The sequence below is a fragment of the Sphingobium aromaticiconvertens genome (genome assembly GCF_037154075.1).
Lineage (GTDB): Bacteria > Pseudomonadota > Alphaproteobacteria > Sphingomonadales > Sphingomonadaceae > Sphingobium > Sphingobium aromaticiconvertens.
The window spans coordinates 62,701-75,726 of the sequence record NZ_JBANRJ010000006.1; the positions used below are offsets into that span (position 1 = coordinate 62,701).

At 63.4% G+C, this 13,026-nt stretch carries 9 protein-coding genes and 1 pseudogene; 5 read left to right on the forward strand and 5 right to left on the reverse strand.

Annotation, left to right across the window (positions count from 1 at the left end):
- Nucleotides 1-77: 77 nt before the first annotated feature.
- From mgtA to WFR25_RS26530, 3 genes are all read right to left on the reverse strand, one after another.
- Entirely contained in the window at nt 78-2,657 is a 2,580-nt protein-coding gene (mgtA, locus tag WFR25_RS26520; protein ID WP_336975315.1) for a magnesium-translocating P-type ATPase, read from the reverse strand.
- 138 nt (nt 2,658-2,795) lie between these two features.
- A complete protein-coding gene (locus WFR25_RS26525) occupies nt 2,796-3,497 on the reverse strand; it encodes a VIT1/CCC1 transporter family protein (RefSeq protein ID WP_336975317.1) in 702 nt (233 codons plus the stop codon).
- 222 nt (nt 3,498-3,719) lie between these two features.
- Entirely contained in the window at nt 3,720-4,559 is an 840-nt protein-coding gene (locus WFR25_RS26530) for a DUF7146 domain-containing protein (RefSeq protein WP_336975320.1), read from the reverse strand.
- Nucleotides 4,560-5,078: 519 nt separating this feature from the next.
- On the opposite strand from WFR25_RS26530, the gene WFR25_RS26535 reads away from it, so the two are divergent.
- The 3 genes from WFR25_RS26535 to WFR25_RS26545 all read left to right on the forward strand — a co-directional run bounded on the left by WFR25_RS26535 (nt 5,079) and on the right by WFR25_RS26545 (nt 8,535).
- Nucleotides 5,079-6,275 carry an AAA family ATPase gene (locus tag WFR25_RS26535; RefSeq protein ID WP_336975322.1) on the forward strand — a complete coding sequence of 399 codons (1,197 nt, stop codon included), beginning with the start codon at nt 5,079-5,081 and terminating at the stop codon, nt 6,273-6,275.
- On the forward strand, nt 6,272-7,348 hold the full coding sequence (locus tag WFR25_RS26540) for a ParB/RepB/Spo0J family partition protein (RefSeq protein ID WP_336975324.1): 1,077 nt from the start codon (nt 6,272-6,274) through the stop codon (nt 7,346-7,348). Before WFR25_RS26535 ends, WFR25_RS26540 begins: the two co-directional genes overlap by 4 nt.
- An 80-nt stretch (nt 7,349-7,428) precedes the next feature.
- The gene (locus WFR25_RS26545) at nt 7,429-8,535 is read left to right on the forward strand and encodes a replication initiator protein A (RefSeq protein WP_336975326.1); all 1,107 of its coding nucleotides are present in this window, start codon (nt 7,429-7,431) and stop codon (nt 8,533-8,535) included.
- A 1,494-nt stretch (nt 8,536-10,029) separates the two neighbouring features.
- On the opposite strand, the gene WFR25_RS26550 is transcribed toward WFR25_RS26545, so the two are convergent.
- Entirely contained in the window at nt 10,030-11,040 is a 1,011-nt protein-coding gene (locus WFR25_RS26550; RefSeq protein WP_336975328.1) for a hypothetical protein, read from the reverse strand.
- Between the two features lie 132 nt (nt 11,041-11,172).
- On the opposite strand from WFR25_RS26550, the gene WFR25_RS26555 reads away from it, so the two are divergent.
- Together WFR25_RS26555 and WFR25_RS26560 are read left to right on the forward strand one after the other, a co-directional pair.
- Nucleotides 11,173-11,634, forward strand: a complete 462-nt coding sequence (locus WFR25_RS26555; RefSeq protein ID WP_336975330.1) for a GNAT family N-acetyltransferase — start codon at nt 11,173-11,175, stop codon at nt 11,632-11,634.
- On the forward strand, nt 11,631-12,782 hold the full coding sequence (locus WFR25_RS26560) for a tyrosine-type recombinase/integrase (RefSeq protein ID WP_336975332.1): 1,152 nt from the start codon (nt 11,631-11,633) through the stop codon (nt 12,780-12,782). Before WFR25_RS26555 ends, WFR25_RS26560 begins: the two co-directional genes overlap by 4 nt.
- Here WFR25_RS26560 and WFR25_RS26565 read toward each other — a convergent pair.
- A pseudogene (locus WFR25_RS26565) lies at nt 12,756-13,026 on the reverse strand (hypothetical protein); the annotation flags it as partial. The gene WFR25_RS26560 and the pseudogene WFR25_RS26565 overlap by 27 nt on opposite strands.

Sequence of the window (13,026 nt, forward strand, 5' to 3'; positions counted from 1 at the left end):
TCGCTTGACCCAGCGGTGGCTTTCCGCGCGGCTCCGCACCCGAGGTTGACGGACTTTCCCCCCGGCTTGTGTCCTCCTTAGAGGTCGGCCTTTTCCCAGCGCCCCGCACCGGCTCTTTCCGGCCCAAAGTACCATGCCTTCACAATCTCGGTTGCCACGATGTAACCCAAAACGATCGCGGCGATCACCGCCAACTCCGGCATGGAGAGGGGCACAAAGCCAAAGATCGAGGTTGGTGCCCCCAGGAATGGGACGGCGAATGTCGCGGCCACTACCGCAATCGTCGACCACAATAGCAACTTGCTCGGTGTGCTGCGGAACACGGGCCTGTGGGTTCGCAGGACGAGCACGACGGCGAGTTCCGTCAACAGCGAAATCATGAACCAGGATGTCTGGAAAGTCGCTTCGTTCGCGTGAAAGACGCGCAAGAGAAGGCCGAACGTCAGGATGTCGAACACCGAACTGACCAGCCCGAAGACCATCATGAACTTGCGGATTTCCGCGACATTCCAGCGCTGCGGCCGGGTGACGCGCTCCGCATCGACATTGTCGCTCGAAATCGCGATCGAGGGAACATCGGAGAGAAAATTGTTCAGCAGGATCTGCTTGGCTGCGAGCGGCAGGAACGGCAGGAACGGGGTTACCAGCGCCATGCTGATCATATTGCCGAAGTTGGCGCTGGTTGTGATGGCGATGTATTTGAGCGTATTGGCAAATGTCCTCCTGCCATCCTCGACGCCCGAACGCAGCACATCGAGGTCGCGGCTCAGCAGGATGATGTCGGCGCTTTCACGGGCGACATCGACGGCTTCCTCGACCGAAATGCCGACGTCGGCCGCATGGAGCGCCGGCGCATCGTTGATGCCGTCGCCCAGATAGCCAACCGAATGGCCGGTGCGCTGCAGCGCCCGGACAATCCGCTCCTTCTGCTGGGGGTCGATCTCGACGAACAGGTCGGTCCGGGGTGCAAGGTGCCACAGCGCCTCGTCCTTGAGCCTGCCCAGTTCCTCGCCGGTCAGCATCGCGTTCGCATCCAGCCCGACGGCTTGCGCGAGATGAGCCGTGACATGGCGATTGTCGCCGCTGATTACCTTTATGCGAATGCCGAGCCGACTGAGGTCCTGGATCGCGCGTGCGGCATCGGCCTTGGGCGGATCGAGAAAGATCAGAAATCCTCGAAAGACCATGTCGCGCTCGTCGTCGCGCGCATAGTCTGCCTTGATGGAGACCTTGCGGGTGGCGACGGCCAGGACCCGAAAGCCCTCGGCCCCCTTGGCCTCGAACACGGCCTCCAGACGCGCGCGTGCCGGAGCATCGAGCGGAACCGCGGTGCCACCGCGGTCGAATGCCGTGCAGATGGCGAGGACGTTGGCAAAAGCGCCCTTGGTCACGAAGAGATGCTGCGCGGGCCCGGCGTCCTCAGCCACGACGATGGTCAGCATGCGGCGCATGAAGTCGTAGGGAATTTCATCGATCTTGGTGAAGCCATGCTTCGTCAGCCCGGCGCTCTCGCCGGCCGCGATAATGGCGGCATCGAGCGGGTTCTCGATGCCGGTCTCGAGGGCTGCATTGAGAAAAGCAAGGTGTCGGACCTCGTCCGAAGCCTGGCCTTCGGCATCCAGCACCTGGCTCAGAACGAGCTCTCCTTCGGTCAACGTGCCCGTCTTGTCGGTGCACAGGATGTTCATGCTGCCCAGATTCTCGATCGCCTCGAGCCGGCGCACGATGACACCCCGCTTGCTCATGGCCCGGGCGCCCGCGGACAGCGTCACGCTGATGATGGCCGGAAGCAGTTCGGGCGACAGTCCCACCGCCAGCGCCACGGCAAACAGCAGCGACTCGATTACCGGGCGCTGGAGCAACAGGTTCACGGTCAGCACGAACAGCACGATGACGACCATGATCCGGACCAGCAGATAGCCGAACTGCCTCACCCCGCGCGCGAAGTCGGTTTCGGGCGGTCGCGCCCTCAGCCGCGCGGCGATGGCGCCGAACTCGGTCTCGCGCCCGGTCCTGGCCACGAGCACCTTCGCCGTGCCGCTGCGGACCGAAGCGCCCAGGAACACGCAATTCGTGCGCTTCGTGATCGGCGCGTCCGCCGCGACGCGGCCGGGACGCTTTTCAACCGGAAAGGACTCGCCGGTCATGCTCGCCTCGCTGACCAGAAAGTCCGACGCCTCGATCACCAGGCCGTCAGCGGGAATGAGATTGCCGGCCGATAGCAGCACCATGTCGCCAGGCACGATCGCGCTGACAGGCACTTCACATTCCGCGCCATCGCGCAGAACCCGGGCCGTCAGCGCTAGCCGCTTCTTGAGCTCTTCGACCGCGGAGGACGCCCGATATTCCTGGAAGAAGCTGAGGAGCGAGCTGCCAAGGACAATCGCCAGGATAATGGCCGCATCCACCCATTGCTGCAGCACCAGGGATATTCCGGCGGCAAACACGAGGATGAGGACGAGCGGGCTTTCGAACTGGCGCAGGAGCAGGCGCAGGGTGCCAAGATGGGTCGTATCCTCGACGCTGTTGGGTCCGAGGCGGGCAAGCTGCGTTGCGGCTTGGCCCGGGGAGAGGCCGGTGAGGCTGCTCCCCAACGACACCGTCAACATCGACGGTTCGTCGCTCCAGTAGGGAATGTCGTTGCTTGCCCCGTCCATGCGCGCTTCCAATGCCAGCCGTTCTGATTCCGATCAGACCTTCAATTCTTCATCACGTGCCTTGCGCCCGGCTCCGCAAACCGGTCGGGCGGCCATGACTGTGGTCCCCGGCCCTGCCCGGACATGCCGCTCGCATCGTCATACGACCGTGCCGAACAGAGCGCCAATTCCCGCCGTCAGCACCATGGCAAGAGCGCCCCAGAAGGTCACGCGCAAGGTGGCCCTCCCAACCCTGGCGCCGCCGGCGCGCGCGCCGATGCCTCCGAGCAAGGCAAGGAAGGCGAGGGACGCGATCGAAACGCCCGCGACCAGAAATGCGCGCGGCATGAGCAGAACCATGACGAGGGGCATTATCGCGCCGAGGGAAAACGTCGCCGCCGAGGTCAAGGCCGCCTGTATCGGACGAGCCGCGGTGACCTCCGAGATGCCGAGTTCGTCCCGCGCGTGGGCGGCCAGTGCATCGTGTCCCATTAACTGGGCGGCGACCTGGCGTGCGAGGTCCGCCGAGACACCGCGCTCTGTGTAGATCCGGGCCAGTTCTTCGCGTTCGAGATCGGGCTGCCCGGCAAGCTCCGCGCGCTCCCGCGCCAGATCTGCCTGTTCGGTGTCCGATTGAGAGCTGACGGAGACGTACTCGCCGGCCGCCATCGACATGGCCCCCGCGACGAGGCCGGCGACGCCTGCGATCAGAACTTCGGAGGTGGCCGCCGATGCCGACGCCACGCCGACGATCAGGCTGGCGGTGGAAACGATCCCGTCATTGGCGCCAAGGACAGCCGCCCGCAGCCAACCGATGCGCGAGACGAGATGGCTTTCCGGGTGTTGGCGAAGGCGGGACACTAGCAATGCTCCTGACAATGGCTCGACATAAGCGCGCATCCGGGGATCCTCTGACACCTGCTGAGCCCGTTGACTAACGCGGAAGGCGCGTGTGATCGGACGGCCTGCCGGCGATCCGGCATCCGTCTGCCCGGCGGCGGTCGTCCGATCGGCCCACAGAACGACCCGTCTCGCCGCCGCGGATATAGCCGTGAGGCTGCCGCGTTGCGAGGGCTCGGGCTATCAGCGGCAAGCCGCTTCCAGCGCCTTGGCCCAGTCCTTGAAGCCACCAGGCGGGGCGTGCGTGATCTCGAGGCCGGGCCGGGCATACCGCAACCCCGCGCGCTCCGCCGCCAGTTCGCCTTCGGCATCATTGTCCGCGGCAAGGATCAGCGCCGTGAGCGAGCCGGGCAAGAGAATCTGGTCCAGGCGTCTCGCCCCCAGACTGGCCCAGCACGGTATGGCCTTGAGCAGGGTAAAGGCGCGTGCCGTTTCGAAGCCTTCCGCGAGGGCCAGGGTCGTCGTTCCCTGCCCTCCTCCCTGCCACGCCCCGCGGCCCGGACGGCCCAGCATGAGCTTCATCCGGTAGCCGGCGGTCTGCGAATCGAGAAATATCCGCTGGATGGCGGTCAACCGCCGCCCCTCGCGTACGGCAACGAGCAGCGCGGGATGATAGGTGGTCCAAGGCTTGGGCCGGTACGGACAGCGGGGATGGAAGCGGAGTTCCTCGGCGGGCGGTTCGAGCCGCCGCGACTCCAAGTAGCGTTCGGCGAGCGTTCCGGAGATGGCAAGCGCCTCGTCCCAGAGACGCGCGGCATTGCCCGAGGCATTCGTTGGCGTGTCGGCATAGGCGAAGCGGGTGCGGAGCGGCACACGCGCCAGTTCGCGCAATATGTCACCGCGCTCGCAGCCGGCAAAGCAGGTGACGAGGATGCCGCGTTCGCCTTGCCGGAGTGACAGGCTTGGCGTGCGATCGGCGTGCGCCGGACACAGGCACATGGCGGTGCGGCCGTGCCAGGACCCGCCGAGGGCTCCGACCAGGTCGATCAGTTCCTGGCTCGGCTTGTGAGCGATCAAGGCCATGGCTCTCCTCCTGTTACCCCTCCGCCCCACCCTCCCCTTTTCTCCGCCCTGGGGCCCGGTGCGCGCAAACCTTGCGAATAGGCGTTGGAAAGGAGCCGTTGTCGCGCCGCGCTTCTCGTTGGCAAGGAACAGTCTACGGGCTGAACCGATTCGGTCGGGGATTAGATCTCCGCCTGAGAGGCACTTGGCGCAGAGTTCATCTGCGGGGTGATTCGCGCTTCATCCCGTGATGTTGGCAAAGCCTTTCGAACCCGGCGAGACTTGCGGATAAGTCTCACCGAGAGTGCAGGAGCGCCGCCATTCATCTTGATTTTCCGGCAGGATTGCACGCGAAATGGTTGCGCTGAGCACGGTCCGGGACTCGCCGTAGGCGTTCTGGTTTGTCCCTGAGTTAGCCCCACTTTCCCGCCTCATTTGACTAACCATGGTCGTTTTGGCATAGCTGTCCGGGATTAGGGGCCATAATACGGCATTTTACACGAACTGTGGCCAGTTTGGGTTCATAAAGGGGACAAGCCCATGCTGTCGGGTCAAATTCTCGATGCGATGATCGCCTCGTGCGAGAATGCCAAGACCGTGCTGCGGCAAGCAGCGATCGATCCCTCCGATCGCAAGACCCTCAATATATCGATGGGTGCGACTGTCGCGGCGGAATTTCTCGGCCGGACGCCCGAGGCGCTCTCCAAGGCGGAGGCGCGTGGCCGCTTGCCCGCCCCCAAGACGGCGTCGAACGGACGCCGTTTCTATACGGTCGAAGACCTCATTGCCATTCGCGAAACACTGGGCATCAAAATGGGGAAGTTGCCATCGGAACGCGCGGTCGTCGTCGCCGTGCAGAATTTCAAGGGCGGCGTCAGTAAGTCGACCACCGGTAAGCATCTGGCGGACTATCTCGCGCTGCGCGGTTATCGGGTGCTTGTCGTCGACTGCGATCCCCAAGCCTCGATGAGTGTGATGTTCGACGTCAATCTCGAGGCCCTGGTGGAGGAGACGCATACGCTGTCGAATTTCCTGTCGCCGCGTATCGACGAGGCCGATTCGCTGCGGAAGACCATCCAGAAGACCGCTTGGCCCAATATCGACATCTGCCCGGCGAACCTGGGCCTGCAGGACACCGAATGGGAGCTCACGGCGACGATCGAGGAAGGTCCCACGGCGATTGCCGGGGCGTTCCGCATGCTGAGGATCGGACTCGAGGAGGTCCGGCTCGACTATGACGTCGTCATTCTCGATCCTCCGCCGGCGATGGGCTTTCTGGGCGTCAACACGCTCACAGCCGCCGATGGGTTGCTGATTCCCGTCCCCGCCCGCCAGCTGGACTATCTTTCGACGATCCATTTCATGCAGACGTGCCGGGAAGCGATGGATCTAGTCTCGAAGTTCGACACGTCGATCGACTACGGCTTCATCCGTGTCATCTGCACCATGTTCCAGCCCAGCCGGACTAACGAAGCGCAGATGCTCCAGGTGATGGAGAAGACTTACGCCGGCCAGATGCTGTCGACACCGATCCTCCTGTCCGAAGAAATCAAGAACGCCGGCCTGTCGATGTCGTCGATCTACGAAATCAACAAGCCCTACGGGTCGCACCAGACCTACACACGGTGCCGCGACAACCTCAACATGGTGTTTCGCGAGATCGAGAAGGACATTTGCAAGCAATGGCCGTCGCGCATGGCGCAGGTGGGCACCGATCGACTGACGGAGGCGGCATGAGCAGCGCGGGCGGCAAGCGACGCAGTCTCCTGGCGAACGCGATCGAAAGCATCGGCACTACCCCTGCCCCGGCTGCGGCGGTCGAAGCCGCCGACGCCGTGATACTTGTCAATCGCGACAAGCCCGCCGACGAACCGTCGACGCCGTCTTTCCTGGAGCGGCGGGGTATCGCCTTCGACGAGATCGCGCGCACCGTCAAACGGCTCACGATCCGCCTCAAGCCCTCCGAATGCTCGATCTGGCCTGGCAACGCGCGTGACCATGCCGCCTTGAGCTATGAGCGCTGCGCCTCGTTGATCGAGTCTATCCGCGAGGAAGGAACCAATCGCGAGCCGGTAGTCGTACGCCGGACACCCAACGCCGATCATCCCTATGAATTGATCGTCGGCACCCGCCGCCATTTCTCGGTTTCGTGGCTGCATGCCAACAACCATACAGAGATCGAGCTCGTCGCCCGCATCGAAACGCTAGACGACGAGGGCGCCTTCCGTCTCGCCGATCTGGAAAATCGCGAGCGGGAGGACGTCACCGATCTCGAACGGGCACGCAACTACCGGCATGCGGTGGATGCCTATTATAACGGCGTTCGCACGCAGATGGCCGAGCGGCTCGCCATTCCCAAGCAGAACCTCCACAACCTTCTGCAATTGGCGGAACTGCCGGACGAGGTCGTTGCCGCCTTTGCCGAGCCTGGAGACCTCAGGGTTCGCCATGGCATGCGGCTTTCCCCCTTGTTGAAGAACGAGCAGCATCGCGCGGCCATTGTCGCGGCAGCCTTGGCGCTGCGCGAGGAGCAGCAAAAGCTCAGGGATACTGGCAGCGACAGGATCGAGGGCATCAAGGTTTGCGAGCGACTGGTCGCGGCCGCTGCGAAACAGGTTACGGCCAGGCCCGTCACCCGGACGAAGCCCGCGCTGACTGCGGCCTCGGGCCACGAGGTTGGGCAAATCCTCGCCGACACCCGGGCAAAGGGCATTACCATCAACATAAACCCTAAAGGTGCCGCGTCGGTCGACGAGATCCTCGAGGCCCTGCGTCCGGCGATCGAAGGCGCGAAGTTCAGTCGCAGTTGAAATAAAGTCCAACTTATCTGTTTATTTTCAATATCTTAAGCGAGAGTAAAACGCATTTTACCGGCTCCGCAGGACACGAGATGCAACACGATCACCGCGAAGATGGCCAAGTAGACCTCTTTCTGCCGCAATTGACGGCGCTGCCTCTGCGGGACCAGCGTGAAACGATGGAGCGGCCCTTTTTTTCGCTGTCCAAGCGCAAACGCCTCAAGCCGATCGACTATGTAAGCCCCGATCGCAAGATCACCGTCCATGTCTCGGCCAACTCCGAATACGGCTTGGCGACGATCTATGACCTCGACATCCTGATTTACTGCGCGTCCGTGCTGATCGAACACAAACGCCGCGGCGCTAACGATATTCCGCAGACGCTGCATGTCGTTCCATACGACATGCTCAAGACGCTCAAGCGTGAAGTTGGCGGCCGGGCTTATGATCTGCTCGGCAATGCCCTCGACCGGCTGCAATCGACGACCGTGAAGACCAATATTCGGTCGGGCGACGCCGTGGAGACCACCTTCTCCTGGATCGACAGCCACAGCCAGCTCAAAGACCGCTCCGGCAATGTCCGGGGGATGCGGATCACTCTCGCCAAATGGTTCTACGACGGAGTTCTGATGGAGGGCGGCGTTCTTGCGATCGATCCTGCGTACTTCTCGCTCACGGGCGGCCGGGAACGTTGGCTCTATCGTGTCGCGCGCAAGCACGCGGGCGGCGCCGGCAGCGACGGTTTTGCAATTTCGATGCCGACGCTCTTCGAGAAATCGGGTGCGGAAGGCGACTATCGGCGTTTCAAGTTCGAAATGACTAAGATCGCCCGGGAAAACGATCTGCCAGGTTATGCCCTTAGGGTAGAGCAGCGCGACGACGCTGAACCCCTGCTTCGCATGACGCGGCGCGAGCCGGCGCAGGAGAGCAAGCCCTCCCCTGCCCTCATCCCAGCTTCCGCCAACACCAAAACGGCGATCACGGACGAACCGCCGATTGCATTCCCGGCAGGCGGCCATATTTCGCATTCCGCCTTCGGCGCGATAGCCCGCGCCAATTTGCCGAGCCCGCAAAGAGACCATGGCCTGGTAGGTGACGAATTTCGCGCGTTTCTACGGCAGCGCGAGATCGCCTTCGACACAAAGAATATTACCCAGATCTTCGCCACCTTCTGCGCAAAGCAGCGACCCGCGAGCTGAGCGCCGGCACTATCGCCGCCTGGACGTACGGTCTTTCAGGAACGCCAATCAGCCAATCAAGCCGCTCCAAATCCGTGATCGCATAGGACGTTCCTGAAGTACCGGGCGCGTGCGCACAAAGCGCGCTCGCTGATATGCTCCCGGGCACCCACCGCAGGTCTCTTAGCCCATGGTCGGGCAACAGCGGGGCTGAACGGCTAGGGCAGGGCGCTCTAGCGCTTCCAAACAGCCTAACTGCTGCGGATCACGGTATTTCAGGAACGGCGATTTTTCGCAGATCAGACCGGACCAGGCCTGGCTCATGGCGGCTGTGCAGCGCGCAGCTCAATCCCAAGCGGCAGAGAGGGCAGGGGGGTTCTGCCCTTTTGTGGTTGGAAGCGCCCGTTCCTGAAATACCGTGCCAGCACGCCAGGCAGCGAGTCGACATGATGCGACTGTGACGGGAGGATCAGCAAACATGCCCCGTCCCGCGACAGCTCAGGATTGACGACAATTGGCGCAATGCCCCAAAAAGCGCGCATCAAGGTCGGTCCCGACGAAGGCCCTCCGTACCAGCGACCAAACGCCTGGGAACAGCGCTCCGCGGACAGACCCGTTCCTGAAGGACCGTTGGCTGATGCGCGCAGGCTCGCAGACTGCCGAAGCGAACACCTCTACCCTCGCCAGCAAATCCGCGACAGCGTTGCGTGTAACCGATCACCCGTTGCTGATTGCCAGCAGCAACCTGCTAAAAATAGGCGGAAATCCACGAAAACATGCCGAGTAAAACGCGTTTTACCGCCCCGCCACCCTCCTCGGACCTGCAGCTCGCCACGGTCCTTCAGGAACGCGTCACGGTACATCAGGAACCGAATCACGGTTTATCGGGAACGGCTCGCAGGGTATTTCAGGAACGATCCAACGGTATTACGGGAACGGGCCGAATGCCGCGACTCGTACTGAATCCGCGAGTCGCGAAAGCGGCATCCACAGGTTAACCTTTTATCCTATTCTCTAAAGAGATTAACCACGCCTGCGGCGCTCCTCCCTTTTTGAGATTAAGGAAGCGAGAAGAAGAAGATCGGCTTTCGCAAAGGCCACCAAACGCCGACTAGGAGAAGCACTTGGCCTCGCTGTCCCGGCAAACCGTGGGAGAGCCAACACGATGGCTGCATTCAAATTCAATACGGGCCAAGACCTGCTGCCTCATAGTGCTGCACTGCCTAAGGTAGTGAATCGCCGGCCGCCTGGCCGCGGAGGCTTCCTCGAAAAGACGGGTGGCAGAACAAAAGGCGAAACGGCTCAAATCCCCCCTCAGGAACTCCCTCAGCAGCTTTCGGGCCGCTCCAGGACATGGCAAGCAAAGGGCCTCAAATGGCGCTGTACGGGCGCTCTGGAGGACGCGTTCGTGGCGGCGATATTCATCCTACCCAAGGCTTCCCGTCCGCTTCGCTCCAAACGCCGCCTATATGTCACCGCTGTAGGCCGTCCCGTTAGAGCGAACTGCAGACGCGTTCAGGTCACGCCAACAGGCAGAGACGATAGCAACCGGTCGATCGCTTCCATTTCAGCATCGAATGCATCGAACGTGGCGGCCAGATCCCGCGAGGGGGGAAGGGGAGGGGCTTCGGTTCGGGGGCGTCCGCGCGGTACCTTCACGTAGCCGAACACCCGGGCCAGGTCGGGAGCTAAAAATAGCCGCCAGCTCCGACGTTGCGTGATCTCGACAAGCAGTTGGGACGCAACAGCCCGGTCGAGGAGCTTGCTCGCCCCGGCGACGGTGAGTCCGAGCCGATCGGCGACCGACTGCGGCGATAGTAGAGGCTGATGAGTCGACAGCGCGAGGAGGCGCGGCAGGGCACCTGGCCGGAACTGCGCGACGATCGCACGTTGCGCTTTGCGATGGTGGCGTTCCAACTCTTGGAGGCGCTCCAGTCCGATCCTCGCCGCAGCTTCCAGGGCGTGCAGGACCGCCAGCCAGTCGCCCTCGTCGGGCCGCCGCTTCATCCGCAAAGCCTTGGCACCGCCAGCAAGGCAGGGGACGGGCGTGGCGGTAACGCCCATGTCACGCAAGGCGAACGCTAGGCCGAGCCAGGGTAGGGCAGTCGCGTCTATCCGGGCATGCTGGCAAACCTGGTCGATCGCTCGGATCAGGGCGGGATGCTCGAGGGTCACCCGAGGCGTGCTGACGGCCATGGGCAGACTGTCGCGCCACGCGAGCGGATCGTGGTTGCCCAGCGCCGTCGTCCACTCTGCGAAGCGATCGAACAGGTCGATGGTGGTCGAACGCAGCGGCCGACCGGGAATCTGGAGCCCGCAACCCCAGGAAAATACGTCGATTTCATCGATCTCCGCGGACTGCAGGCAAAGTGCCTGGGCATAGCCGCTCCAGGCGGCGCGCCGGGTCCAGGCCGAAGCGACTGAACTGACCGTAAACCGGGCATCGAGCCGGCAAATCGCGGCTGTGCAAGAGGCTATAGCCGCGACCATCTTTGGGCTATAATCGGGGCCGAAGAAGGCGGGCATAGACCGGGTTGTCATGCCCAATTATGAACTGAAAGGGAATTTCAGTAAAGTATGCTCGAACACATAGTGGTGATAATGGATGCTTATCACTAGTCTATACATTCAAAGATGCGTCGGTTATCGCTGGGCACCATGAACGAACCGACCCTCCGCCGCGCCATTTCCGCAGACGTTCCCGAGATCCGGGCGCTGGTGCAGCGCGCCTATGCGCCGTGGCTCGCGGTGACACGGCGACCCCCACTGCCGCTGGTCGCCGATTATGGTCGCGCTGTTCGTAACCATCGCTTCGACCTGCTCGTCGACAGGGGGACACTTGTCGCGCTGATCGAAACCGTGCCGGAGGACGCTGAGCTTTTGATCATCAATGTCGCGGTCGACCCCGACCGGCAGCACCATGGGCTGGGGATCCGTCTGATGCGCCATGCCGAGGCGGTCGCGCGCGCCGCGGGCCTTCAGGGAGCGCGGCTCTATACCAACACGCTGATGGCGGCGAATATCGGGCTCTTCGAGCGCCTCGGCTACACGCAGGAGCGGGACGTGGATCATGGCGGGGGCATGGTCGCGGTACACATGGTTCTCCGCTTCGCACCATGACCCGCGGGGCCGTCACCGGGGGTCACGCGCTGGCCCGTCTCTCGGCCGATCCCGCCGATCTGGTCGGCGATGTGCGCGCCCTGGTCGGCGCCGCGACCCCGATCGACGAAGCCCTCCTCGACGCGGCGCTGCGGGGCTGGTCTGCCAATACCCGCCGCGCTTTCCGCTCGGACCTGACGCTGTGGGGTGCGTGGTGCCGCAAGCGCCGGGTGACGGCGGCGGTGGCGACCCCGGACCTGGTCGCTGCCTGGGTGCGGGCGCTGGCCGGCATCGATCCGTCGGACGAGACGCAGCGCGCTATGGCGACGATTGAACGTTATCTTGTCCATGTCGGATGGGCCTACCGCATGGCGGGGCTTGCCGACCCGACCGCTGCGCCGCTGGTCAAGCTCGAGAAGAAGGCGGCGCGCAAGAGCCTCGGCGTGCGCCAGCGCCAGGCGCGCGCGATCCGGTTCAAGGGCGACATCGCCGATCTCGACAGCCCGGCGTCGGGGGTGTGCCTCGCCCATCTGCTCAAGGCCTGCCGCCGCGACGAGCTCGGCCTGCGCGACGCGGCGCTGCTGCGCGTCGCCTATGACGCCGGCTGCCGGCGGTCGGAACTGGTGGCGATCCTTGTTCAGCATATCGAGAAGGATGCGCAAGGGGCGGGGACGTTGTTCCTTCCCTCGTCGAAGACCGACCAGGTGGGGGAGGGGGCCTATGCCTATTTGTCGCCGGCGACGATGACGGCGATCACGCGTTGGCGCGACAAGGCCGATATCCGAAAAGGTCCGCTGTTCCGCCGGGTCGAGACCCATTTTGACGGATCGGTCGCGGCGATCGGCAGCGCCGCGCTCCATCCCAACAGCATCACGTTGATCTATAAACGGCTGATCCGGGCTGCGCACGCCAGGAAGCTGCTGGGCGAGATGAGCGACGCCGAGCTTGAGCGGTGGGTGACGGCGGTCTCGTCGCACTCGATCCGGGTCGGGGTGGCGCAGGACAATTTTGCTGCCGACGAGAGCCTGCCCGCGATCATGCAGGCCTATCGCTGGCGCGATCCCAGGACCGTGCTGCGCTACGGCGCGAAGCTTGCGCCGAAAAGCGGGGCGAGCGCGCGGATGGCGGCACGCATGGCAGTCTCATCCCCAGAGGCAGGAGAGGGGTAGAGCGGCGAGATTATCTCCGAAGCCAATCGCCTGGTCATGGTCGTAGAGCACAGCACCGAAGGCGAACCTGTCGCCCGTGGCGGCCGCAAGCTTGCGCAAGCCGGCGAAATCGCCGGCTCGCACCGTCGCCGCAGCCTTAATTTCTAACCCGACGACCTGCCCGGCCCGGTTCTCGATGACGATGTCGACCTCGTCCAGTTCCTTGTCGCGGAAGTGGCTCAAGGAGAAGCGGTCATCGGACCAG